The organism is Cryptosporangium sp. NPDC048952, assembly GCF_043197895.1.
Classification (GTDB): Bacteria; Actinomycetota; Actinomycetes; order Mycobacteriales; family Cryptosporangiaceae; genus Cryptosporangium.
This window is the reverse complement of record NZ_JBICTY010000002.1, coordinates 989,787-1,013,566: the sequence shown is the minus strand read 5'-3', so window position 1 is coordinate 1,013,566 and position 23,780 is coordinate 989,787. Positions and strand designations below refer to the sequence as shown.

Genomic DNA, 23,780 nt, shown 5'->3' with positions numbered 1-23,780 from the left:
CTACTTCGGCCCCTGGTCGACGAGCGACACCGCGGTCAGCGTCAGGTCGAAGTCCTCGAGACCGCCGACGAGGAAGATCAACTCGCCGCCGGTGGTCGTCGTGTGGACGAGGAACGACATCGTCCGTCGGCACGCCTGCGGCGTCACGGTGTACGGGACATTGTGAAAGGGGTCGTAGTCGGCCGAGTTCCTGTTCTGGAAGCGGATCCGGACCGTGACCGGACGGCTGGCGGACGCGGTGACCGTGAGCGCGTAGTGGTGGTTGTCGACGACGGAGACGGGGCGTCGGATCACGAGCAGGTCAGAGGGTCTCGCGATGCCGCCGCCGTGCACACCGGCGCGCCAGACGCCCTTGTCGACGCGACGGAGGTCGACCCGGTTGTTGTTCGGGAGCCAGGCCGACGTGTCCTCGGCCGGATCGAACATTTCGCGGCCCGGCGGGGGCGGCGCGTCGGCGGGGAGGCAGTCGCTGGGTGCGGGGTCCGAGGCGTGGACCGCCGGAGGATCGCGGGGGTCGACCAGCCAGAGGGTGGCCCCGCCGACGACGACGCCGACGAGGAACGCGGCTGCCAGCGCCAGCAGGGCTCCCCGCCGGGAGGCTCCCCGCCGGGAGTAGGGGCCGCCGGTCGGCTCCGGCCGCGGCGACGCGACCGGCACGTTCGTTCCATCTGGGGCGTCGGCAACAGTGTCGGCCGCCTCGGCGCCCGCCGGCGCGACGGCCGGGTCGTCCGCCGACGCCTCGGCGGCCCCGGCGGTCCCGGCCGCCGTCCCGGCCGCCGTGTCCGGGGTGGCCGGTGTGCCGATCCGACGCCAGGCCTGGCGCCACGTCTCGACGCCGACCTCGACCCGCGCGTCCGCTAAGCCCGCGAACCGCAGACACGCCCCCACGAACGCCTCGACGAACTCCAGCCGAGGCGGCCGTGGGAGGTGCTTACCGCGCAGCGCGTCGGACACCGTGCTCGGCGACAGCTGATCGTGGAGGGTCCGGTAGGGCGGGCGCCCCGCCCAGTGGTGCAGGCGGTTCAACTCCCCGACGAACTCAGCCGCAGTCGCCGTCCGGATCGGACCGTCGACCGGATTCAACTCGTCGGGCATGCACGGTCCCCGTTCCGCACTGCGTCCGGAGCCCCCGATGCGTCCGGCACACTGCGGAACATCGTAGTCACCGCGTCACGCGTCGCTACGGCACGCCAGGGATCAGCAACCCAGCGAGTCCTGGTACCCCTCGGGCGCGGTCCCGGCCACCACCTGGTCGGCCAGCTCCCAGAACACTTCGGGGTAGTCCCCTTCGGCGTCCATGTCTTTCAGGAACTTCCAGCCGTGGCTGCTCCGTAACGCGGCGGCGGCTCGCTTCACCGCAGCGGCGTCGCCGGCCTTCGTGGCCCGCTCCCACTCCGCGATCCATCCGCACCCCACCCGGCCCGCCACCTGCGCACCGAACTGGTACGCGTCGTTCGTGCCGAGGTCAGCGAGTGACGCCTTGTCGAACCCGGGCGGAAGCGGCACCCCGGCCAGTACCTCGTCCGCCCGCTCTCGGATCCGGTCCGGCGTCACGATCTCCGGTGGCAACGCGGCGAGCCACTGCTGCACGTCCACCTGCACCACGTGCGAGACCACCTCGTCGAACCGTGCCCGCGTCCACTGCCCGGTCGTCTGCAGTTCGACGAAGTTCGCCCCGCTCGGCGGGAGCATCACCCCGTAGTCGGTCGGGCTGTTCGTGAACAGAACGCCCTTGCGGCCGGCCATCGTCACCGGCTCGGACTTCCCGGCGTCGAGGCGGTCTGCGTGGTAGCTCTCGTAGTACTCGGCCGGACGCCAGTTGATCTCGACCTCCACGCCGTTGCGGGCCCACCGGATCGACCCGGTCTTGTCCGCGAATCCGACGAGGTAGTTCACCGTCCATCCGGGCTCGTCGATCAGCAGCCGCGGGTTCTGCTCGGCTGCTTTGAGCGCGAGCGCCGAGTACGTCACCGCACTGGACGACGAGCTGGTCACCGGGGCCCGGTCGGGCGGGGTGGCGTCCGGTGTCGAGAGCGCGAACACGCCGGCGATCACCGCGGCGGCCACTCCGGTGCCCACCAGCGGTATGTACAGGCGCCTTCGCGCGGGGGTTTCGGTGATCGACACGATGTCCTCCAGCAGATCCTGTGCCGCGGTGCCGAGCCCGTCGCTCACACCCGGTCGGTAGGGATCCGCGTCGCGGATCGCCCGGTCGAAGTCGTCGGTCATCGGCCCTCCTCGGTCGGCATGACATCGACTACATGTCCGGGCACGTCGAAATCGTGACCGACGAGTTCACGCAACCGGGAACGGGCCCGGGACAGGCGCGACCGCACTGTCGGCGCGCTCAGCCCCAGTACGGCGGCGATCTCGCGGGGCTCGAGCCCTTCCCAGAACGTCAGCATGAGGACCTCGCGGTCGAGTTCGCCCAGGCGCGCCAGCGCGTCGCGCACCACGAGCCGCTGCGGCACCTCGGTACCGGGATCGACCGGGACCGCGGCCTTCAGCCGCTGCCGTAATCGCTCGCCGAGGCGCTCCCGTCGCTGCCCGCCGCGGTGGTGGTTGGCCAGCACCCGCCGGGCCACCCCGTAGAGCCACAGCCGGACTTCGTCGTCGGGTGGCACGTCGCGGCTGCGCCGCCACACGACGACAAACGTTTCGGCGACGACGTCCGCGGCGTCCTCGGGCTGCTCGACGCGTCGGAGCGCGTACGCGAGCAGCGGGTCGAAGTTCGCGGCGTAGATCCGTCGGAAACGGTCCTCTGATCCGGAGGTCACGCCTACTCCATGTTCGGCTGGCCCGCATCGTGACGGCTTTCAGGCGGAAACGAGGTCCGGGGGTGGGAAGCGGCGGGATTTCTGGGAGTACATGCTCCCGTCGGCCGCGGCGAGCAGGGCGTCGGAGTCGAGCTGGTCGAGTTGGCCGGCCGCCGCGACGCCGACGCTGACGCCGATGGAGAACCGCTCGTCGGTCGCGCGGGTCACCGGTTCGACGGTGAGGCCCCGGAGCCGGTCCGCGAGTGCCTGGGCCTCGTCGTCGGTGTTGATGTTCTCCGACAGCACGACGAACTCGTCCCCACCGAGCCGCGCTGCGACGTCGCCAGTGCGCAGTTCTGCCTTGAGGCGGCGGGAGAACTCGGCGAGGACGAAGTCGCCGGCGGCGTGTCCGTAGTGGTCGTTGACCTGCTTGAAGCCGTCGAGGTCGAGATAGAACAGGACGGGCGCGTAGGGCGCGCCGATCTCGCGCGCGCGGTTGAGCGCCAGATCCAGCGCCGCGTGCAGCGCCTGCCGGTTGGCCAGCCCGGTGAGCTGGTCGTGATGAGCCTGGTGCGCGAGCATCGCGCGCACCGACTCCTGTTCACGCACCACCAGGACGAACCGGACCAGGATCAACGCGGTCAGCACCGCGATCGAGACGAGGAGCGACACCCGGCCGACCATGCCCTCGATCGACTGGAGCCCGGCGAACATCGGCAGCGCCGCCAGCGCGATACCCAGGAAGATCACGCGCGCCGGGTGCAGGCGTTCCTCGCGGGAGCTGTCGGGCTCGGCGATGCGGGCGGCGTCCGGGTGCAGCACCGCGGCGACGTAGAGGCTGTTGGACACCAAGAGGACGCCGTCGAGGCGGTCGGCCTGCACGATGCGGGACAGATCGTCGACCAGCGTGGGAAGCAGGGAGATCGCGATGTCGCCGATCAGCGAGATCGCGAGCGCGGCGATCAGGTAGCGGGTCGGGCCGCGCTTGGAGCCGGGGGCCAGCACCAGGATCGCGCCGGCGGCGAACAGCAGGACGTCACCCAGCGGATAGATCGAGCCGATCACGACCGCCAGCGACAGCTGGGCGCTCTCGACGGCGGGCCGGATCACGAACTGCCAGCACAGCCATGCCATGACGGTGGCCATCGCGAGGGCGTCGAGCACGGCTTCGCGCAGGCGGGTGGGCGCGCGTAAGCGGACCAGCCGCACCAGTCCGATCCCGAGCAGCGGGTAGCCGCTGATCCACAGCAGATCGGCCGGCGACACGTCGCCGACCGGCCCGGTCAGCCAACGCAGCGCGTCCTGCAGCAGGTCACCGGTGAGCCAGACGCTGAGCGCGGCGACGATGAACGCGTACCCCGTGCGCTGCGGGCCCGACAGCATGCGCAGACGCGCCCAGCCGAGGCCGACCAGGGTGCTGAAGCCGATCAGGTACGAAACGTGTGCGAACGTACTCCCCGGCAGGAACGCGGCCGGCAGACCGCAGACAGCGGCGAAGACCGGTACGAGCACCGCGGGGACACGTCTCATGCGCTCATCATCGGTTGAGGCTTGTCGGGGAGGGAGCCACTGTGGCTCAGGTTAACGCGCGCTCCGTCCCCGGGCGGATGTTCAGCGCAATTCCCTCGACGCGGTGAGGGCGGCCAGCGCAGTGGTGATCGGTACCGCGGAGATCAGGCCGAGCGTCCCGACGGCGCTGCGGACCAGTTCCTGGGCGACCAACTGATTGGTCAGGACGCGGCCGATGCCCTGCCCGCTGTCGGTGATCAGGATCAGCAGCGGCAGCGACGCCCCGGCGTAGGCCAGGATGATCGTGTTCACGACCGAGGCGATGTGCGCTCGGCCGACCCGGGTGGCCGACCGGTAGAGCTGCCCGAACCGGTACGCCGGATTGGCCCGCGCCAGCTCGTCGACGGTGGCCGCCTGGGTGACGGTGACGTCGTCGAGCACGCCGAGCGAACCGATCAGGATGCCCGCCAGCAGCAGGCCCTGCAGGTTGACGTCGTGGGTGATGCCGACGTAGTTGGCCTGCTCGTCGGCGACGCCGGTCAGGTGCAGGGCGCGCACCGCGAGCCAGGACAGCGCGCCGGTCAGGGCGAGGCTGGTCAGCGTGCCGATCACCGCGACCGACGTCGACGTGCCGACGCCGTGCGTCAGGTAGAGCACAGCGAGCATGATCGCCGCGGAGCCGACGATCGCGACGAGCAGCGGCGGCTCACCGTGGAGGATCGCCGGTACGACGAAGAACAGCAGGACGGCGAACGTCACCGCGAGGCCGGCCAGCGCGCTCAGTCCGCGCCACCGTCCGAACGCGAGGACTGCCAGCACGAATGCCGCGCCGAGTACCCACAGCTGGGTGCCGCGCTGGTGGTCGGCGATCTGGTACGGCTCGCCCACCGGCGTGTCGGGCAGGTACAGCAGGACGACGTCGTCGCCTTCGTGGACGTCCGGGGCGCCGGGGCCGCTCGGGACGTCGGTGGTGACGTCTTCGCCGGCGTCCGGGCCGCTGGTCAGGCGGAGCACGATACCGCCGCAGTCGGTGCGACCGGCCGCCTGCGCGGCCTCCTCCGACGTGCAGGCCGCGTGGACCACCGTGCTGACGGTGCCGTCGACGTACTGCGTGTCGTCCGCGGCCGTCCTTGCTCCGGACGGCCACAGCCAGACCATTGCGACGATCGTGAGCAGCGCGATCGGAAGAATGACCACCAGGACGGGTCGCCACGGAGCACGCATAGCCGTCGACCCTAGTCAGCCGCCGAATCGGGCGGTGTAGTGCCAGATCCGTTTGAGCACCTGCTCGTCCTCCGCGCCGGTGCGGGCGGCCGTGACGATGTGCGGGCCGCGGAAGTCGGGGTTCGCCGCGATCGTGTCGACGGTGTCGCGAACCCGGTGTGCCACTCGATCGGCACGCCGAGGGCCTGAGCGGCGGTTTCGACACGCGTACCGCGCTAGCAGGGTTGAGCGACCCGTAGACCGGCCGGGCGTCGGGTGGGGCGTCGTCGTACGCCTGCGCGAACAGGCGGCTCTCCCAGCGCCAGCGGTCGCCGCCCGGGTGGGCGGTCAGCCCGCCGTTGCTGGTGCCGGTCTCGAACTGCGACCGGTACCGGCCGTCAGCGGCCATCAACCGCAGAATGTCGACGCCATTCGCGACGCGGTCGGGGTGGAAGTGCAGCGTGACCCGAAGCGACGGATCGAGCGCTTCACCACGGGCCAGCGAGTCGACGTGCGCGAGCGCGAGAGCGGCGTAGGTCAGGTCGAGCACGGGCTCATCCTGCCGAACGCGGCGGCGCGCAGATCACGCGCCGCCCCGCCCGTCCTACTCAATGGTGCTTGCAGTGCTCGCCGTCGACGATCTTCGCCGCCTTGTCGAGCAGCGTGCCGTGCTTGGCGATCACCGGTGCCGCGTCGCGCGCGAGCTTCTTGACCGGCGCCGCCGAGCCCTTCTGGAGCTCCGCGTCACCGAGGGCCATCGCCTGGTGGTGAGCGGTCATCTGGGTGGAGATCCAGAGCCGGTCGAATGCCGGGCCGGACGTGGCCCGGTATTTCGCGGCCAGCGCCCGCTGCTGCGCGTTCGGCGCCGCCGGCAGGGCGACGCCGAGCTTGCGGGCAACCGGGCGCAGAGCGGCGTCCAGCCTGCTATGGTCCCGGATCCACACCCGGGCGAGCTGCTTGGTCACCGGTTCGGTGGCCTTGTCCAGCGCGATCTTGGCCGCCGTTATCTCGGCCAGGTTCGCCTGGTGGGCTGCCCGAAGGTAGGTGCGGTCCTGCGTGTTCACACCTGTCGTCGCGCTTGCCGGAGCCGCTGAACCGATCAGGACGGCTAAGAGCGTGGCGAGCGCAGCCACTCCCGCGACGATGACGCGGCGTGGCGAAGCGTGCTGTGCCTGCATGGGAACTCCCTGTGTGTGGGGCATGGCCGCCGCCGAATGCCCTGGACGGCGCGCCCCATGCGGCGTTGCGTCGATTGTGTTGCCGAATGATTTCGCGCGGTCACCGAATCAGGCGGGCGCAGGCGGGTATCCGGGGGCACCGAAGTCCGACGACTCGAGGAGGCACCCGTGCCCACCGCCCGAGAAATCATGACGCCACAACCGGACTGCGTCGCGGAGACCGAAACCCTGGCCGACGCCGCCCGGCGGATGGCCGAGCTCGACGTCGGCGCGCTGCCGATCTGTGGCTCGGACGATCGGCTCAAAGGCATGATCACCGACCGGGACATCGTCGTGAAGGCGATCGCCCAGGGCCGCGCGCCCGGTGACGTCCGCGCGGGCGAACTCGCCCAGGGGAAGCCCGTCACGATCGGCGCCGACGACGACGCGGCCGAGATCCTGCAGACGATGAAGACGCACCAGGTGCGACGGCTGCCGGTCATCGACGGTCACGACCTGGTCGGGATCGTCGCGCTCGCCGACGTGGCGAGGGCGCTGTCCGATCAGCCGGTCGGGGACTTGCTCGACGCGCTCACCAGCCCGTGAACGCAGCCGGCCGGCGTCCTGGAGGACGCCGGCCGGTCAGTCGGGCTTACTTCCTGAAGCCGAGGTAGGTGCTCTTCAGGCCGAGCTTCACGCGGAACGTCGTACCGGTGATCGACACCGTGGTCGTCTTGCCACCGGCCACCGTGCCGGTCAGGTCGAACGAATCCGCGCGTCCGCCCCACCGTCCGCCGCTCGAGCGCTTCGTCACCTTCACGGCGGTGACCTTCAGCAGGCCGGCGGGGCCGTCGATCGCGGCGAGCTGCGCCGGCGTCACGACCTTCACCCAGTTGATCGCCGGCGAGCCGGACGCCAGCGAGTACGGGTCGGCCTTCGTCGGCAGGTAGCTGACGCCGCCGGTCGCGGTGAAGCCACCGGAGTCCGAGGAGAACTCCGCGCTGATGACCTTGCCGCCGACCGTGAGCACCTTGCCCGCGGTCGCGGTGATCGCCGCGTTCGTGGCGGCGGTCTCGGACACCGCACCGTCCCAGCACTGGTTCTGTTGCGTGTCGATCACGTCGTAGTAGCGGCTCGCGGAGATCTTCGCGGTGGCGTAGGTGCGGGCGGCCAGGGTCTGCGCCTGGAGCGCCGCGGCCGGCCAGCTGGAGGGCATCTCGGACGCCACGACCCCGCGCAGGTAGGTGTCGATCGGCATCTTCGCGACGTAGCGGGGGGCGTTGTCCGAGGTCGTCGCGGTCAGTGACCCGTCGAACGTCACCGTGCCACCGCCGCGGCAGTCGGTCTTGGCCTTGTTGTACGTCAGCTTGAGCGTCTTCGGTCCGCTGAACGTCACCGGCGCGGCGAGCGTGTAGGCGGTCGTCCAGCGGTTGCCGACCTTCTTCTGGACGACGTAGTTCGCGCCGCTGCGGGCCACGTGCCAGCCGGGCTGCGCGGGGAGCGTCACCTTCTTGCCGGTGGCGGCGGTGGCGACGATGCCACTCACGGTCGTGCCGGTGACCGGCGAGAACGTGAAGTTGCCGCCGTCGATCGCGGAGAGGCGGATCCGCAGCGCGGGGTTGCCCTTCGAGGTCAGCGCCGCACCCGGGTAGTAGAAGCCGGCGATCTTCGCACCGGTCAGGCCCTTCTTCGCGGCCGCCTTGGCGCCGTACTGGCTCAGGCCACGGCCGTGGCCGAAGCCCGCGCCGTAGACGGTGACGCCGGTCGTCGAGACGGCGGTGGCGTTGGCCGTGGGCGCGGCCGCCTGGGCGGGTGACGCGAGTCCGCCGCCGACCATGGCGGCGACGAGCGCGGCAGCCGGCAGGAGGGCGCTGCGGCGGAGCATCGTGGCGGTGCGGGCCATTGGTGCGCCCCCCTTCGTCTCGTGGGTTACACCAGGCATTTCGGCGCGTTCGGTTGCGGGATGAGGACGCGTTGCCCCGCGCAACCAGGGCCCTCCTGTCCGGTAACCGAGCGGCACCTGATCGGATGGGCCCATGCCGTACCGACACGTCGTAGCGCTGGGTAGTTCGTTCGCGTCCGGGCCGGGGATCCCGCCGGTCGTCGACGGGGCCGCGGGGCGCTCCGGGGCCAACTACGCCCATCTCGTCGCCGAGGGGCTCGGCGCGGAGCTCACCGACCTCACGGTGGGCGGCGCCACGATCGCGACGGTCCTCGACCAACCGCAGCGGGTCGCCCGGAAGACGTTCCCGCCGCAGCTCAGCGGTGTGCCGGAGGGCGCGGACCTGGTCACGGTCACCGTCGGCGGCAACGACCTCGGCTACCTCGCCACCGTGCTCCGCCTGGCCTTCGCGAACCGCTTCCGGCGCCGCTGGTTCACCCGCCCGCTGGGCAACCGGCTGGCCCGCGGTCCGGTGCCGGTGCTGGACACCGACGTTGTCGTGGAAGGGCTGGGGACGATCGTCGAGGCGGTCCGTTCCCGGGCGCCGGGCGCGCGGGTGGTCCTCGTCGACTACCTCACGATCTTCGACGAGAAGATCACCGCGGAACCGTTCGACGACGCCCAGCACCGGGCGCTGCGTGCCCTCGGACGCCGGGTCAACGGTGCGTTCACGATGGCCGCGCAGAACACCGGCACCGACCTCATCCAGGCGTCCGTGCTCAGCGCCGGGCACGGCGTCGGTACTCCCGAACCGTGGGTGAACGGGTTCCAGGCGAACACGGGGGCGTTCCACCCGAACGCCGCGGGGATGCGGGCGATCGCGGACGAACTGCTCCTGACCCTGGCCGTGACCTGAGTCCCACGGTTAACGTGCTGCTCATGACGGACAGAGACGTTCGGACGGTCTTCAGCGGCGGCGGATTCTTCGAGGGACCCCGATGGCGGGACGGCACCTGGTGGGTGTCGGACTTCTACCGGCACACGGTCAGCCGGATCACCCCGGACGGCACGGAAACGGTGCTCACCGAGGTGGACGCGCAGCCGTCCGGGCTGGGCTGGCTGCCCGACGGTTCACTCGTCATCGTCTCGATGAAGGACCACCGCCTGCTCCGGTGGGCCGACGGCGCGCTCACCGAGTACGCCGACCTGTCCCCGCACTGCGGCGGCCACCTCAACGACCTGGTGATCGACGAGGCCGGCCGCATCTACGTCGGTGACTTCGGCTTCGACCTCATGGGCGGCGGCAACCTGCAGACCGCCCGGCTCAAGCGCGTCGACCCCGACGGCACGGTGACCGTCGTCGCCGACGGACTGTTCTTCCCGAACGGCTCGGTGATCACCCCGGACGGCTCGACGCTGCTCGTCGGCGAGACGCTCGGCAACCGGTACACCGCGTTCGACCTGGGCGCGGACGGGTCGCTGTCCAACCGGCGGGTGTGGGCCGAATTCGCTCCCGCGCCGACCGGCACCACCACCGAGGAGGTCCTCGGGCAGCTCGTCGTCGCTCCCGACGGCTGCACGCTCGACGCGGACGGTCACCTCTGGGCCGCGGACGCCGTCGGCAACCGGGTCATCCGGGTCTCGCCGGGCGGCGAGATCGTCGACGAGATCCGCGCGCCCGACAACCTCGGCGTGTTCGCCTGCGCGCTCGGCGGCGAGGACGGACGGACGCTGCTGATGTGCGCCGCACCGGACTTCTACGAGCACCTGCGCGCGCCGGTGCGGGAAGCTGTTCTCCTGAGCGCCACCGTCGACGTCCCGCACGCCGGCCGCCCGTAACCCGGTGGCCCGGCCGTCGTCGACGGCCGGGCCAGTGGGTCAGCGAACGCGGGTCCAGGGGCCCGTGATCGCGAAGACGTAACCCGGCGTCTGGATGTTCGCGAACAGGATCGAACCGTCGGCGCTGAAGTTCGGGCCGGTGAACTCGCTGCCGTTGAAGTCGTTGCGCGCCAGCGCGTACGACGCACCCCGGTCGGTGACGCCGATCAGGTGCTGGACGCCCTCGCCGTCCTCGGCGAGGATCACGCCGCCATAGGGCGACACCGTGATGTTGTCCGGCCCGTCGAACGCGCCGTCCTTCTCCGGGGTCTTGTTGACACCGAAGATCGTCTCCAGCGTGATCGTGCTGGACCGCGGGTCGTAGAACCACACCTGGCCGTCGTGCTCGGCGACGCTGCCGTCGTCCTTGCGCGCGTAGCTGGCGACGAAGTACGCGCCGTGGTGACCCCACCACGCGCCCTCGAGCTTCCGGCTACCGGTGACCTGCCCGGCCGGGAACTGCTTGCGCACCGAGACGCTCTTGGCGTCGCGGTCCGGCACGTCCACCCAGGTGACCTTGTACCTCGTGCCCGGCTTCGTCGCCTGGGACAGGTCGGCGACGTGCTTGCCGTCGGCGGAGGCGCTCAGGGCCTGCAGTTTGCCGGCCGTGTCGCTCTTGGCCGCCAGCCGCCGCAGGGCGCCCTTGCCGCCGTGGAAGCCCTCCGGGGGCGTCCAGCGGTAGAACAGGCCGTGCGGCTCGTTGGCGTCCTCGGTGAGGTAGATCGTGTGGTTGTGCGGGTCGACGGCGACCGCCTCGTGCGAGTACCGGCCGAGGAACTTCAGCGCCACCGGGTTCTTGTTGGCCGCGCGGTCGAACGGGTCGACCTCGAAGACGTACCCGTGGTCCTTCGTGAACGGCGCGACGGCCTTCTGCTCGGTCTCCTCGCACGTCAGCCACGTGCCCCACGGAGTCTTGCCACCGGCGCAGTTGTTGTGGGTGCCGGCCAGGCTGACGTACTCGCGGATCCGCTTGCCGTGGTGGTCGACGTCGATGTTCGTCGTGCCTCCCTTGGCGGCCGGGTCGTACGTGAGGCCTTCGAGCGCGGGCACCGGGTAGGGCTCGGTGCCGTCGTTCTCGTGGTTGTTGACCAGCGTCAGACCGCGCTGGCCGGGGAAGCTCGCGGTGCCGTCGGCGTCGCTGGGCGTCGGCTGGCCCGACTCGAGCTTCGTCTTGCCGGCCTCCGCCACGATCGTGTACTTGAAGCCCTTCGGAAGGGCGAGCAGGCCGGCCGGGTCAGCCACCAGCGGGCCGTAGCCCGAGGTCCCGGTCTGGCTCGTCGCCGCGGCCGTGGCGGCGGTGCCCGCGATCGCGTCGATGCTTCCAGCGAACGTGATGCCCAGGGCACCGGCGGTGCCGAGGGCTAGTGCGGAACGGCGGGATACTGCCTCGGTCATGGGGAGAGCTCCTTGTCGACGCGTTTCCCGATGCACCGTGGACAGTAAGGGCAAGTACAGCGTGTAGCGGACAAACGCGCGCTGACGTCTCGGCGAACTGTCGGTCCGCCCAGTAGTCACGGGATCGCCGCGAGCGCTGCGGGCCAGGAGCCGTGGGAGGTGATGTCGTCCGCGCCGTGGGTCGCGATGGGTTCGGCGAGGAATCCCCGGACGGTACGGCCGTCGGCGAGGGTGACCGCGCCGATCGCCTTGCCGAGGCAGGAGGCGCCGGCCGGTATCGCGAGTGACGCCATGCCGAGGAGGTTGGCGAAGTTCGTGTAGCGACCATTCTCGCGTTGGCGCCGATCGGGTTCGCGGCGACCTGGTCGAGGGCGGGGTGCCAGGTCGTGGCGATCGAGATCGTCGGCGTGGTCATCCTCATCGGGGTGCTGTTCGCGCTGTCGGAGCGTGGCCCGTCGGTGGTGCTGCACACGACCGGCTGGGAGGGCAGCGGCACCTACCTCTATGGCCTGGCTGGCGTCGTCGCTGATGGCCGCGTACGTCATGGTGGGGTTCGACTCCGCCGGTGAGCTCGCCGAGGAGACGCACTCACCGCGCAAGACGACGCCGAAGACGATCATCAGGGCGCTGACCACGTCCGGTCTCGGTGGTGGCCTGCTGATCCTGGGCGCGCGGATGACGTACTCGATGGCCCGCGAAGGTGCGCTGCCGTTTTCGAAGGCGCTCGGCAAAGTCTCGCCGCGTACCGGTACGCCGGTCGTCACGTCGATCGTGGTGGGGGCGGGCGTCACGCTGCCGTTGCTGGTCGTGCGGATCAGGCACCGCAGCACCGACCACTTCCCGGCCGGTCACGACGAGGACGGCAAACCGCTGTTCTCGATGGGGTTGGTTCGCCATCGCGGTGATCTACCAGGCGTGATCCACATCCCGCACACGCACGTGGCCGTCGACGAGGCCTGAGGAAGCATCACCGCCGCGGCGGCGGCGGAGCCTGGCGATGCGTCACTGCCGACGGGGCGCCGGGGTTCGCCCCGTCGTTTTCGCGTCGACTACGACGGTGTCGGCGATCTTGTCCTGGAAGCCCTGCCCGCGCGGGTCGTTGACCATGACCAGCGTGTTGAGCATGGCGATCAGCGTGAGAACGAAGCTGCCGACGACGAACGCCTCGCGGGCGAGCGCCCGGCCGAACGTGAGCCGGGCGCCGTCGTAGCGGGTCAGGCGCATTCCGAACAGCCACTTACCGGCGGTGGCACCGGCCAGCCACGCCGGCACGACGAGCCAAACGACGGACACGGGCGCCGCGACCCACCACGGCAGCGCGGACGCCACGGCGCCGCACACCGCGAAGTCGACGATCCGCGCGCCGGCGCGACGGACCAGCGCGGCGGGCCGCCCGGCCCGCGTGCCCTGGGAGTTGACCTCGGTCCACTCGGCCGAGTCGGCGGAGTCGTCGGGCAGGGCGTCGTTGTCGGGCTGCGCGGTCTGGGATGGCTGCGTCACGAGAGAGGATTCTTCCTTCGCCGGTGTCTGAGCCCAACACGGCCGCCCCGGCCCTCCGGTTCAGCGGTCGACGGCGAGCTACCCGCCGGCCGGGCTGCCCAGGCGGGCGGCGACGGCTCGGCCGAGGCCTGCTGTGGTCCCGGGTCCGCCGAGGTCGGGAGTGAGGGTCTCGGGCTGCTCGGCCAGTACCGCCTCGATGGCGGCGAGAACGTCTGCGGCGGCATCGGGTTGGCCCAGGTGTTCGAGCATCATCGCGCCGCACCAGATCTGGCCGATGGGATTCGCGATGCCCTGGCCGGCGATGTCGGGCGCCGAGCCGTGCACGGGTTCGAACAGGCTCGGGTACCGCCGCTCGGGATTGATGTTCGCGCTCGGTGCGATGCCGAGCGTCCCGGTGCACGCCGGTCCGAGGTCGGACAGGATGTCGCCGAACAAATTGCTGGCCACCACGACGTCAAAACGATCGGGGTTCAGCACGAAATGCGCTGCCAGAGCGTCGATATGGTATTTGTCCGTTCGAATTTCCGAGAAGTCAGCGGCCATCTTCTCGACCCGTTCGTCCCAATAGGGCATCGTGATCGAGATCCCGTTGCTCTTCGTGGCCGAGGTCAGGTGCTTCGCGTCCCGCTTCCGCGCGTAGTCGAACGCGAACCGCAGCACCCGGTCGACGCCGTGCCGCGTCATGACCGTCTCCTGCAGCACGGTCTCGCGTTCCGTGCCCTCGAAGATGCGTCCACCGATGCTGGAGTACTCACCCTCGGTGTTCTCCCGCACGACGACGAAGTCGATCTCACCCGGCGCGCGCCCGGCCAACGGGCTGCGAACACCCGGCATGAGCTTGCACGGCCGCAGGTTCACGTACTGGTCGAACACCCGGCGGAACTGCAGCAGACTGCCCCAGAGCGACACGTGGTCGGGCACGACCTCCGGCCACCCCACCGCGCCGAAGTAGATCGCGTCGAACGCTTCGAGCGTCGACTGCCAGTCACCCGGCAGCATCGTGCCGTGGCGCTCCCAGTAGGCCGCGCTGGCGAAGTCGAACTCCTCGACGTCGAGTTCGAAGTCGTACGCGTCGGCTGCCTTCCGCAGGGCTCGGAGGCCTTCGGGGACGACCTCGGTTCCGATCCCGTCACCGGGGATCACCGCGATGCGGTAGCGCTGAGACATTCCCGTACCCTGCGTGAGCTGCGGGGGCATCGCAAGACGCTTGACGGCAAGGCTGCCTTTCACGTACGGAAAAGCAATGAGCTCCATCGACGATCTGGCGTTCTTCCGTGTCGTCGCGCGCAACGAGACGCTCACCGCCGCGGCGCGCGAACTGGGCTGGTCGCTGCCCGTGGTCAGCAAGCGGCTGTCGGCGCTGGAGCAGCGGCTCGGCGTCCGTCTGGTGCAGCGCGGTACCCGGCGGTTGACGCTCACGTCGGAGGGCGACGTTTACGCCGAGCGGGTCGAGCAGATCCTGGACCAGGTCCGGGAGCTGGACGATCTGGTCAGCGGTGACGTCCGCGGCTCGCTGATCGTGCACGCCACGCTCGGGCTGGGCCGGGCGCACATCGCCCCGCTGCTGGGCGAGTTCGCGGCGGCCCGGCCGGCGTTGCACTGCGAACTGCGGACGTCCGCGCTGCCGCTGCGGCCGCACCGCCGGGAGTTCGACGTGGCGATCCACGTCGGTTCACCGCCGGATTCGACGCTGCGGCTGCGGCGGCTCGCGGAGAACCGGCGGGTGCCGTGCGCCGCGCCCGCGTACGTGGCGGCCCGGGGCGAGCCCGCCTCCGTGGAAGATCTCGCGTCGCACGACTGCATCGTGCTGCGCGAGAACGAGGGCGACTTCGCGCTGTGGCGCTTCGGGGACGCCGCGAACCAGAAGCGGATCCGGGTGGGTGGGTCGCTCTCCAGCAACGACGGCGACATCGTCACCGACTGGGCGCGGGAGGGGCGGGGAATCATCATGCGCTCGATGTGGCAAGTGCAGCGATTCCTGGACGACGGGTCGCTGGTGCGGGTGCTGCCCGACGTGCCGACGCCGCCCGCGGACATCTACGCACTGTTGGACAGCGATCGGCACGTGCCGCGGCGGACCAGCGACTTCATCGATCACCTCGCCGCTACGTTGCCGGCGCGACTTGCTACGGCAGGAAAGTGATGTCGCCCGCATCGCGCGTCGTGACCAGAAACAGCAGCGGCAACGGCATCAGCTGACCGCCTTGAGCGCCACCCGATCGGTACCGAACGCATACAACTGCTCGAACGCCCGGATCGTCCGGTCCTGATCGTGATGCTTCGCGAGCCGACGCGCAGCCGCCCCCATCCGCTCCCGCCCCTCCGGGTCCGACACCATCCGCCGTAACCGGTCCGCCAACGCCGCAGCATCCCCCGGCGGGAACAGATACCCGGTCGTGCCGTCGAGCACCAGGTGCGGCAGCGCCGAAGCATCCGCCGCCACCACCGGCTTCCCGGACGCGAGCGCCTCCAACGTCACCAGACTCTGCAACTCAGCGGTGCCCGCGTTGACGAAGACGTCGGTCGCGGCATACGCGGCCGGCAGGTCACAGTCCGCAACGAACCCCGCGAACGTCACCGGAACGCCCAACGACGAGGCCAGCGCGGAAAGCCGCCGCCGCTCCGCCCCCACCCCCACGATCAACAGCTGAGCGTCGAGCCCCAAAACCGCACAAGCCCGAATGACGACGTCCACATTCTTCTCGACGTCCAGCCGCCCGACATACGTGACCACCGGCCGCGAATCGAGCCGGTGCTTCGCCCGGAACGAAGCCCCCGACGTCCCTGCGGCGAACCGCGACAGATCGATCCCGCACGAGATCGGCATCACCCGCCCCCGCACCCCGGCCGCCATCGCCAACGACGCCGCGTACGAAGGTTCCGCACCGGGCGTCACGCGGGAGAGCCGAACGGTGTCACTCTCCGGTAGGGGGCCCGATGCCCCTGCGGGCCGACGTTTCCGGAGGTCACCCCTAGGTACCGTGGCTCGTGATGGATGAATCCGTACCTCGCCGGGCGTGGCTCGCGGTCGGCGCCGTGGCGCTGCTCCTGCTCGTCGTCGTCACGTCGACCACCGCGACGGCCTTCGACGTGCCGCCACTCGTCGCTTTCGCCGCCGCGAGCGCGCAGTGCGCCGCGCTGCCGCTCGCCCTGATCCGGCCCTGGCCGGCGACCGCCGTGCAGTTCGCGGGGGCGTCGGTGCTCGCGCTCGCCGCGTCGTGGCCCCTGCCCGCGCCGGTCACTGCGGTGCTCATCGCGCACATCGGCCTGATCGGACTGCGCACCGGTTGGCGCGCGGCCGTGGCGACCTGGTGGTGCAGCGTGCTGCTCTGCATCGTGCTCGTGCTGCTCGACCCGAACGATCGATCCGGCGACGACACCGCCGAGAACCAGATCATCTACGCGCTGATCTCGGTGCTGATCCTGTTCGCCGCGGTCGTCGTCCGGCAGCGGGGCACGGTCCGGCGTGAGCTGGCCAAGGCGCGTCGTGACGTCGAGCTGGAACAGGCGCAGCGGGCGCTGGTCGAGGAGCGCAACCGCATCGCCCGCGAGCTGCACGACGTCGTCGCGCACGGCATGTCGGTGATCCACATGCAGGCGACGTCGGCCGCGTACCGGATCCCGAACATGGACCCCGAGTCGCGCACCGAGTTCGACCGGATCGCCGCCGGCACGAAGACGACACTGCGCGAAATGCGTCAGCTGCTGTCCGTGCTCCGCGAGGAGGACGCCGGTCGGCAACTGGCACCGATGCCCGACCTCGGGCACCTCGGCGAACTCGTCGAGTCCGCGAAGAACGGCGGCGTCGAGGTGGACCTGCGGGTCGGTCCCGTCGGACAGCTGCCGGAAGCGCTGGAGCTCACCGTGTTCCGGCTGGTGCAGGAGTCACTGAGCAACGTCGTGCGGCACGCACCGGGCGCGCGCGTGCGGGTGGACGTCGCCACCGCGGACGGTGAGCTGCACGTCGAGGTGGTCAACGAGCCGCCCACGCGGCCGCCGGCGCCGATGGAGGACGCCAACCGCGTCAAGCACGGCCTGCTCGGCATGCGTGAACGGGTCCGCTCGGCCGGCGGGCAGCTGACCACCGGTTACCGACCCGACGGCGGGTACCGCGTCGAGGCCCTCTTCCCCCTGGAGCAGAAGTGATTCGCATTCTCGTCGTCGACGACCAGCCGATGATCCGCGCAGGGCTGCGCGCGATCCTCGACTCGCCCGAGGACATGACTGTCGTCGGCGAAGCGGAGAACGGGAAGGAGGCCGTCGACCGCTGCCGGAGCCTGCGCCCGGACGTGATCCTGATGGACGTCCGGATGCCGGTGCTCGATGGTCTCGCCGCGACCCGCGAGATCCTCGGCGGGCGACAGTCAGCGCGCGTGCTCATGCTGACCACGTTCGACATCGACGACTACGTCTACGAAGCCCTGCGTGCCGGCGCGAGCGGGTTCCTGCTCAAGGACACCGGTCCCGACGAGCTGATGCGTGCGGTCCGCGTCGTCGCGGAGGGTGAAGCTCTGCTGTCCCCGCGCGTCACGCGTCGGTTGATCGAGAATTTCATCGACGCTCAGCCGGTTGCCGGAACAGGGATGGGTGCCCTCGCCGCGCTGACCGACCGCGAGAGGGAAGTGCTCGTGCAGGTGGCGACCGGCAAGTCCAACGCCGAGATCGCGGAGACGCTGTTCATCGCCGAGCAGACCACGAAGACCCACGTCAGCCGCATCCTGCACAAGCTCGGCCTGCGCGACCGCGTCCATGCCGTCGTCTTCGGCTACGAGAACGGCCTGGTCAAGCCGGGCCAGCAGCAGTAGATTCCCGCCGCGCGCCGACTGGGCGCACCCAGCCCTCCGCCGCACGCTCGCTCCCTAGGGAGCTATCCCCACCCCGTCGATCCGGCTCCACGCGTGCTCCTGCGCGGCGGTCATCGCCGGCCACGTCGTGCCCCCGGGACGGGGCCGCACCTTCGTGGCGAACGGCGCCGGGTCGTACCCCGGATCGTAGAAACACGTCCCGGTGCAGGACGCCGCGATCGACCGCGGCGACGGCGCGCGACCCGTGCGCACCCACGCGTCCAGTGCGTCGATCGAGGCGACGTACTCGCCGGTGGCCAGACCTCCGTGTTCGGTCTCGGTCGTGAACGTCTGCACCAGGCGGTGCGCCCGGTAGGCCGACTCGTTCTCGACGAACACCTGCGGGTCACCGATCGCGTGCAACGTCAGCACCGGCATGCGTGCCTGCCCGGTGAGGTCGCTGTCGTAGGACAGGTCCCGGCGCGCGGTGGGATCCGCGGCGAACCGCTCGATCCCGGCGTTCAGCGCCCGGTCGTCGTGCGACCCGGTGTAGCGCACGCCCTGGTTGCTGAACGGATTCCGGCCGCCCAGGCGCTTCCACACGATGTCCTGGAACAGGAACGTGGCGTACTGCAGGTGGACGTCGAGCGTGCGCTCGGGCAGGCGGGTCACCGCGAGGATGTCGTCGAGGTTCCGTTGCTGTGCGGGGGTACGTTTCCCGGCCTTCCCGGTGCACGCCTCGAGCCCCGCCTGAACATCGTCCGGGGTCAGCGTCGAGTCCTTCGGCAGGCCCTGCCAGGCCGGTCCCGGGAGGTTGCGGCAGTAGTACTGGTACACCGCGCGCAGGTCGACGCGGGCGTCGTAACCGCGCGACCCACCGGCGAGCAGCCCGTTGGTCAGCAGCACACCGTCCCACGAGCGGGGATACACCTCGGCGGCCTTCGCGGCGACGTTGCCTCCCCATGACTGGCCGTGCAGGTACGTCCGCGACGGCCGGCCGATCGTCTCGACGAACGTCTTCCGGGCGTTCTCGGTGTCCGCGGCGGCCATCCGCACGCCGTAACCACCCCGGCGGTACGACGAGGCGACCCAGGCGTATCCCTTCTCGACCAGCACCGCCCACTCGGCGAGGTCCGCGGCCGGTTCCTCGGCCGTGGCGGTGAAGCCCGGCCCGCCGTGGGCGTACACGACGAGCGAGCGGTTCCAGCGTTTCGGGACGGCGATCGTGTAGTACGCGCCGTCGGCGTCCTGGCCGGAGTAGCAGGAGGCCGTGTCGGTGAGCGGTTCCGGGCACGCGTGCGGTGCGGCGATCGCGGCGCCGCCGAGCGTCGTCACGAGTGCCGCGGCGACGAGCGCGCCGGACACGGTTCGCTGTAAGAGCTTCGTCACATCGATCACGGCCGAAAGGTAGGAGTGCCCGATCAGGAGTGTCGTCCCCTGCGGGAGGTAGCGGCTATACCTCCGTGGAGGGATGCCCCGCGGACAACAACGCGTCCAGCCCGCCCCGCGCGTCTTCGATGACGACGGCTTCGGCAGTGACTTCGTCCCCCTCACGCAGGGCGTCGACCAGCGCGCGGTGGGTCGCCCAGCGCTCCTCGCCGAAGTGCGGGTCCTCGGTGGCGCGCTCGAGCCGCCGGGCACGGCTCTCCGCTTGCGAGAACACCCGGGTCTGGTCGAGCAGGCGCACCAGCACGGGGTTGCCGGCACACGCGTTGACCGCGTCGTTGAACCGCTGCACGGTGTCGAGCAGCTGGTTGATGTGCCGTGTCGTCGAGGCGCCGTCGGCGAGCCGCTGCGTGATCAGGATCCGCAGGTCGTCGGCCTCGTCGAGGATCGTGTCGAGGTTGTCGAGCTTCTCCGGCGTCGCGTGGCGGGCCGCGAACCGCGCGACCATGCCGCGCAACGCCACCTCGACCTCGGCGAGGTCCTGCAGCGCGGTGTCGCCGAGGTCGGAGACTTTCACCGTGCGGGGACCGGTGCGTTCGAGCAGCCCGTCCTGCTCCAGCCGACGAATCGCCTCCCGGACGGGCGTCGGGCTCACCGACAGCCGCTCGGCGAGGCCGCGCTCGGTCACCTTCTGGCCGGGCCGGAGTTCGCCCGTAACGATCGCCGCCCGTACCGACCGGTAGGCCTGGTCGGCGAGCGTGTCGCTGGTGAGCGTTGCGAGCGATTCGGTGACCACCGAGCGAGCTTATCGCTCAGCCATCGCAATGATTTAAGCAATGGTTGACGAACTTGCTATAGCAAATTACGGTGAGCGCTCCAGCGACAGAGGAGTCACATGGACCAAGTACGCATGCTGACGCCGACCGGCATGCTCGGCGCCGGCTGGGACGAGGCCACCATCGAGCGCGGCCTCGAGCTCGGCGTCGACGTGATCACGGTGGACGGCGGCTCCACCGACTCCGGGCCGTACTACCTCGGCTCGGCCAGCGCGAAGACGACAGCGAAGGCCGTGGCCCGTGACCTGCGCAGCCTGCTCCGAGCCGCGGCCCGGGCCGGGGTGCCGCTGATCATCGGGTCGTGCGGCACGAGCGGCACCGACGCCGGCGTCGACTGGGTGGCCGGGATCGCCGCCGAGATCATGGCCGAGGAGGGCCTGAATCTGCGCGTCGCCCGGATCTACAGTGAACAAACCCCGGCCGCGCTCAAAGAGCGTCTGGACCACATCCACCCGCTCCCGCCGCTCGGCGAGCTCACCGCCGAAACGCTCGAGAGCTGCACGCACATCGTCGGCATGATGGGCCACCACCCGATCGTCGAGGCGTTGCGGGCGGGTGCCCAGATCGTCTTCGCGGGTCGGGCCACCGACACCGCCGTCGCCGCTGCGTTCCCCCTGATGCAGGGCATGCCGGCCGGTCCCACCTGGCACGCGTCGAAGATCGTCGAGTGCGGGGGCCAGTGCACGACGAACCCGCGCGGCGGCGGCGTCTACACCACGATCGATGGGACCGGCTTCACGATCGAGCCGCTCGCCGCGGACAGCGCCTGCACGCCGTTCACCGTCGCCGCCCACATGCTCTACGAGACCGTGAACCCGTTCGAGATGCGCGAGCCGGACGGCACGCTCGACGTCCGCGACGCGACCTACGTGGCCGTCGACGACCGCACGGTCCGCGTCGAAGGCTCGAAGTTCCACACCGCCGACCAGCACACGATCAAGCTCGAAGGCGCCCGTATCACCGGCTACGAAACGACCTCGTTCACCGCGATCCGCGACCCGCTGATCCTCGCGGACGTCGAGTCGTGGGCGGATCTGTTACGCACGCACCTGCGTCAGCGGGTGTCCCAGACGCTCGGCCTGAACGACGACGAGTACGCGTTCGACCTGCGCCTCTACGGCTACAACGGGGTACTCGACGAGCTGGAGTTCGAGGCCGGGCCGCCGCGCGAGGTCGGCGTGATGCTGCTGGTCAACGCACCCGATCAGGCCACCGCCACCGCGGTCGCGAAGGTCGCGAACCCGCTGATGCTGCACCTGCCGACGGCCGAGATGCACTACCTGCCCAGCCTCGCGTTCGCGGGCTCACCCGCGGAGACCGAGCGGGGCGCCGCGTACGAGTTCGTGCTCAACCACGTCGTGGACAGCGAACCGACCGACCTGTTCCGCATCGAGTACGGAGCCACGAAATGACGACGATCAGCGACCTCGCGCTCGAGGTGCGGTCGAAGAACGCCGGCCCGTTCTGGGTGACGATGGAACTGTTCATGCGCGACCCGGACGGCTACGAGGCCGTCCAGTTCATCGACGAACGGCTGGTCGCCGACCTCTACCGGGTCGACGCCGACACGATCCAGATCTTTCGCATCCCGTCGCTGAACATCGTGAAGATCTCGTTCCCGCGCCCGGTCTCGCAGGGCTCGCTGCGTGACCGCGACATGCACGCCGGCCAGCATCACGTCCCCCTGGCGATATTAGAGGTGCACCGTGGCTGACGCGGACGTTCTCGTGGTCGGGGCCGGCCTCGCCGGCCTGGTCGCCGCCGCCGAGGCGGCCGACGCCGGCCGTTCGGTGATCCTGCTCGACCAGGAAGGCGAGCAGTCGCTCGGCGGCCAGGCGTTCTGGAGTCTCGGCGGACTGTTCCTCGTGGACACGCCGGAGCAGCGGCGCATGGGCATCCGCGACTCGCGGGAACTGGCCCGGCAGGACTGGCTGGGCAGCGCCCAGTTCGACCGCGAGGAGGACCACTGGCCCCGCGCGTGGGCCGAGGCCTACCTCGACTTCGCGGCCGGTGAGAAGCGCGAATGGCTCCGGGGGATGGGCCACCGGGTGTTCCCGCTGGTCGGGTGGGCAGAGCGCGGTGACGGCCGGGCCGAGGGGCACGGGAACTCGGTGCCGCGGTTCCACATCACGTGGGGGACCGGACCCGGAGTGGTGGCGCCGTTCGAACGGCGCGTGCGGGCGAGTGCACACATCCGGCTGGCGTTCCGGCACCGCGTCGACGGTCTGGTCGTCGAGAACGGGACGGTCGTCGGGGTGCACGGAAGGGTGCTCGAGGCGACGGCGGCGCGCCGCGGACAGGCGTCGTCCCGGATCGTCGTCGAGGACTTCGCACTGCGCGCGCAGGCCGTGATCGTCACCAGCGGCGGCATCGGCGGGGACCACGACCTGGTGCGGAAGGTCTGGCCCGCCCGGCTGGGAACGCCGCCGAAGACGATGGTCTCCGGGGTCCCCGCGCACGTCGACGGCCGGATGCTGGGCATCACCGAGGCCGCCGGCGCCCGGGTGATCAACCCGGACCGGATGTGGCACTACGTCGAGGGCATCCGCAACTGGGATCCGGTCTGGGAGAACCACGGCATCCGGATCCTGCCGGGCCCGTCGTCGCTGTGGCTGGACGCGACCGGGAAACGGCTGCCCGCACCGTACTTCCCGGGCTTCGACACGCTCGGCACGCTCGCCCACCTGCGGACGACCGGCTACGACTACTCGTGGTTCGTGCTCACCCAGAAGATCATCGAGAAGGAGTTCGCGCTCTCCGGCTCCGAGCAGAACCCGGACCTGACCGGCAAGGACGTCAAGCTGGTCCTGTCCCGGGTCCGCGGCGGGGCGCCGGGTCCGGTCGAGGCGTTCATGAAGCACGGCGCCGACTTCGTCGTCGCGGACACGCTCGCCGAGCTGGTGGCGGGCATGAACAAGATCGCCGATGCCGACGCCCCGGAGCTGGGCGAGAACGAGCTGCGGACGCTGATCGAAGCGCGCGACCGGGAAGTGGACAACGCGTTCAGCAAGGACGCGCAGCTGACCGCGATCCGCGGTGCACGCAACTACCGCGGCGACAAGCTTTCGCGCACCGCCGCACCGCACAAACTGCTCGACCCCGCGTCCGGGCCGCTGATCGCGGTACGGCTGCAGATCCTCTCCCGCAAGACGCTCGGCGGCCTCGAGTCCGACCTGGACGGCCGGTGCCTGCGCGCCGATGGCACCCCGTTCCCCGGCCTGTACGCGGCCGGCGAGGTCAACGGCTTCGGCGGCGGCGGAATGATGGGCTACAACGCGCTCGAAGGCACGTTCCTCGGGGGCTGTCTCTTCTCCGGCCGGGTGGCCGGCCGCGCCGCAGCACGCGCGATCGTCTGACGCCTTTCGCTCAGCACCCCCCGCCAGCACCTTTCGCTCAGCGAAAGGTTTCCATCGCAAAAGACATCTGCAACTCGCTAAATCTTTGCAATAGCATCGCCTCCTGCTTCCTTCCGGCGACGCCGCCGACGACCCTCC

The 23,780-nt window shown here is 70.5% G+C and carries 25 protein-coding genes and 1 pseudogene; 11 read left to right on the top strand and 15 right to left on the bottom strand.

What is annotated here, in order from left to right; genetic code table 11:
• From ACGFY5_RS13045 to ACGFY5_RS13015, 7 genes and pseudogenes are all read right to left on the bottom strand, one after another.
• Positions 1-1,095: a hypothetical protein gene (locus tag ACGFY5_RS13045; RefSeq protein ID WP_392719804.1), complete on the bottom strand. Its 1,095-nt coding sequence runs from the start codon at positions 1,093-1,095 to the stop codon at positions 1-3.
• 102 nt (positions 1,096-1,197) lie between these two features.
• Positions 1,198-2,229: a hypothetical protein gene (locus ACGFY5_RS13040; RefSeq protein ID WP_392719803.1), complete on the bottom strand. Its 1,032-nt coding sequence runs from the start codon at positions 2,227-2,229 to the stop codon at positions 1,198-1,200.
• On the bottom strand, positions 2,226-2,777 hold the full coding sequence (locus tag ACGFY5_RS13035; protein WP_392719802.1) for an RNA polymerase sigma factor: 552 nt from the start codon (positions 2,775-2,777) through the stop codon (positions 2,226-2,228). Before ACGFY5_RS13035 ends, ACGFY5_RS13040 begins: the two co-directional genes overlap by 4 nt.
• A gap of 39 nt (positions 2,778-2,816) precedes the next feature.
• On the bottom strand, positions 2,817-4,286 hold the full coding sequence (locus ACGFY5_RS13030) for a diguanylate cyclase (RefSeq protein ID WP_392719801.1): 1,470 nt from the start codon (positions 4,284-4,286) through the stop codon (positions 2,817-2,819).
• Between the two features lie 81 nt (positions 4,287-4,367).
• On the bottom strand, positions 4,368-5,489 hold the full coding sequence (locus tag ACGFY5_RS13025; RefSeq protein WP_392719800.1) for a YibE/F family protein: 1,122 nt from the start codon (positions 5,487-5,489) through the stop codon (positions 4,368-4,370).
• 15 nt (positions 5,490-5,504) lie between these two features.
• Positions 5,505-6,018, bottom strand: a pseudogene (locus ACGFY5_RS13020) (DUF3626 domain-containing protein).
• 58 nt (positions 6,019-6,076) lie between these two features.
• On the bottom strand, positions 6,077-6,646 hold the full coding sequence (locus tag ACGFY5_RS13015; RefSeq protein WP_392719799.1) for a DUF4142 domain-containing protein: 570 nt from the start codon (positions 6,644-6,646) through the stop codon (positions 6,077-6,079).
• Positions 6,647-6,814: 168 nt separating this feature from the next.
• Here ACGFY5_RS13015 and ACGFY5_RS13010 point away from each other — a divergent pair, with 168 nt between their 5' ends.
• Positions 6,815-7,231 carry a CBS domain-containing protein gene (locus ACGFY5_RS13010; protein ID WP_392719798.1) on the top strand — a complete coding sequence of 139 codons (417 nt, stop codon included), beginning with the start codon at positions 6,815-6,817 and terminating at the stop codon, positions 7,229-7,231.
• A 46-nt stretch (positions 7,232-7,277) separates the two neighbouring features.
• On the opposite strand, the gene ACGFY5_RS13005 is transcribed toward ACGFY5_RS13010, so the two are convergent.
• A complete protein-coding gene (locus tag ACGFY5_RS13005; RefSeq protein WP_392719797.1) occupies positions 7,278-8,528 on the bottom strand; it encodes a SpoIID/LytB domain-containing protein in 1,251 nt (416 codons plus the stop codon).
• A 133-nt stretch (positions 8,529-8,661) separates the two neighbouring features.
• Between ACGFY5_RS13005 and ACGFY5_RS13000 the strand changes: the two genes are divergently transcribed.
• Together ACGFY5_RS13000 and ACGFY5_RS12995 are read left to right on the top strand one after the other, a co-directional pair.
• A complete protein-coding gene (locus tag ACGFY5_RS13000; RefSeq protein ID WP_392719796.1) occupies positions 8,662-9,423 on the top strand; it encodes an SGNH/GDSL hydrolase family protein in 762 nt (253 codons plus the stop codon).
• A gap of 23 nt (positions 9,424-9,446) precedes the next feature.
• Complete coding sequence (locus tag ACGFY5_RS12995) at positions 9,447-10,346, top strand: SMP-30/gluconolactonase/LRE family protein (RefSeq protein WP_392719795.1); 900 nt, start codon at positions 9,447-9,449, stop codon at positions 10,344-10,346.
• Between the two features lie 39 nt (positions 10,347-10,385).
• On the opposite strand, the gene ACGFY5_RS12990 is transcribed toward ACGFY5_RS12995, so the two are convergent.
• A complete protein-coding gene (locus ACGFY5_RS12990) occupies positions 10,386-11,780 on the bottom strand; it encodes an alkaline phosphatase PhoX (RefSeq protein ID WP_392719794.1) in 1,395 nt (464 codons plus the stop codon).
• 116 nt (positions 11,781-11,896) lie between these two features.
• Complete coding sequence (locus ACGFY5_RS12985) at positions 11,897-12,073, bottom strand: hypothetical protein (RefSeq protein WP_392719793.1); 177 nt, start codon at positions 12,071-12,073, stop codon at positions 11,897-11,899.
• Between the two features lie 42 nt (positions 12,074-12,115).
• Here ACGFY5_RS12985 and ACGFY5_RS12980 point away from each other — a divergent pair, with 42 nt between their 5' ends.
• Both ACGFY5_RS12980 and ACGFY5_RS12975 read left to right on the top strand, forming a co-directional pair.
• Positions 12,116-12,349 carry a hypothetical protein gene (locus ACGFY5_RS12980; protein ID WP_392719792.1) on the top strand — a complete coding sequence of 78 codons (234 nt, stop codon included), beginning with the start codon at positions 12,116-12,118 and terminating at the stop codon, positions 12,347-12,349.
• On the top strand, positions 12,309-12,740 hold the full coding sequence (locus ACGFY5_RS12975; protein WP_392719791.1) for an amino acid permease: 432 nt from the start codon (positions 12,309-12,311) through the stop codon (positions 12,738-12,740). Before ACGFY5_RS12980 ends, ACGFY5_RS12975 begins: the two co-directional genes overlap by 41 nt.
• Before the next feature lie 42 nt (positions 12,741-12,782).
• Here the strand turns inward: ACGFY5_RS12975 and ACGFY5_RS12970 are convergent, their stop codons facing one another.
• Together ACGFY5_RS12970 and ACGFY5_RS12965 are read right to left on the bottom strand one after the other, a co-directional pair.
• Positions 12,783-13,280, bottom strand: a complete 498-nt coding sequence (locus ACGFY5_RS12970; protein ID WP_392719790.1) for an RDD family protein — start codon at positions 13,278-13,280, stop codon at positions 12,783-12,785.
• Between the two features lie 78 nt (positions 13,281-13,358).
• Entirely contained in the window at positions 13,359-14,447 is a 1,089-nt protein-coding gene (locus ACGFY5_RS12965; RefSeq protein ID WP_392719789.1) for a tartrate dehydrogenase, read from the bottom strand.
• A gap of 76 nt (positions 14,448-14,523) precedes the next feature.
• Here ACGFY5_RS12965 and ACGFY5_RS12960 point away from each other — a divergent pair, with 76 nt between their 5' ends.
• Complete coding sequence (locus ACGFY5_RS12960; protein WP_392719788.1) at positions 14,524-15,423, top strand: LysR family transcriptional regulator; 900 nt, start codon at positions 14,524-14,526, stop codon at positions 15,421-15,423.
• Positions 15,424-15,471: 48 nt separating this feature from the next.
• On the opposite strand, the gene ACGFY5_RS12955 is transcribed toward ACGFY5_RS12960, so the two are convergent.
• Complete coding sequence (locus tag ACGFY5_RS12955; RefSeq protein ID WP_392719787.1) at positions 15,472-16,176, bottom strand: glycosyltransferase; 705 nt, start codon at positions 16,174-16,176, stop codon at positions 15,472-15,474.
• A 95-nt stretch (positions 16,177-16,271) separates the two neighbouring features.
• Here ACGFY5_RS12955 and ACGFY5_RS12950 point away from each other — a divergent pair, with 95 nt between their 5' ends.
• Both ACGFY5_RS12950 and ACGFY5_RS12945 read left to right on the top strand, forming a co-directional pair.
• Positions 16,272-17,426: a sensor histidine kinase gene (locus tag ACGFY5_RS12950; RefSeq protein ID WP_392719786.1), complete on the top strand. Its 1,155-nt coding sequence runs from the start codon at positions 16,272-16,274 to the stop codon at positions 17,424-17,426.
• Positions 17,423-18,085 carry a response regulator gene (locus tag ACGFY5_RS12945; protein WP_392719785.1) on the top strand — a complete coding sequence of 221 codons (663 nt, stop codon included), beginning with the start codon at positions 17,423-17,425 and terminating at the stop codon, positions 18,083-18,085. Before ACGFY5_RS12950 ends, ACGFY5_RS12945 begins: the two co-directional genes overlap by 4 nt.
• A 54-nt stretch (positions 18,086-18,139) precedes the next feature.
• Here ACGFY5_RS12945 and ACGFY5_RS12940 read toward each other — a convergent pair whose 3' ends face one another.
• Complete coding sequence (locus ACGFY5_RS12940; RefSeq protein ID WP_392719784.1) at positions 18,140-19,462, bottom strand: alpha/beta hydrolase family protein; 1,323 nt, start codon at positions 19,460-19,462, stop codon at positions 18,140-18,142.
• A 55-nt stretch (positions 19,463-19,517) separates the two neighbouring features.
• On the bottom strand, positions 19,518-20,246 hold the full coding sequence (locus ACGFY5_RS12935; RefSeq protein WP_392719783.1) for a GntR family transcriptional regulator: 729 nt from the start codon (positions 20,244-20,246) through the stop codon (positions 19,518-19,520).
• 99 nt (positions 20,247-20,345) lie between these two features.
• Here ACGFY5_RS12935 and ACGFY5_RS12930 point away from each other — a divergent pair, with 99 nt between their 5' ends.
• The 3 genes from ACGFY5_RS12930 to ACGFY5_RS12920 are packed head-to-tail and all read left to right on the top strand — an operon-like array spanning position 20,346 to position 23,642.
• Complete coding sequence (locus tag ACGFY5_RS12930; protein ID WP_392719782.1) at positions 20,346-21,698, top strand: acyclic terpene utilization AtuA family protein; 1,353 nt, start codon at positions 20,346-20,348, stop codon at positions 21,696-21,698.
• Positions 21,695-22,000: a DUF4387 domain-containing protein gene (locus tag ACGFY5_RS12925; protein WP_392719781.1), complete on the top strand. Its 306-nt coding sequence runs from the start codon at positions 21,695-21,697 to the stop codon at positions 21,998-22,000. Before ACGFY5_RS12930 ends, ACGFY5_RS12925 begins: the two co-directional genes overlap by 4 nt.
• A complete protein-coding gene (locus ACGFY5_RS12920; protein ID WP_392719780.1) occupies positions 21,993-23,642 on the top strand; it encodes an FAD-binding dehydrogenase in 1,650 nt (549 codons plus the stop codon). Before ACGFY5_RS12925 ends, ACGFY5_RS12920 begins: the two co-directional genes overlap by 8 nt.
• Positions 23,643-23,780: the final 138 nt, after the last annotated feature.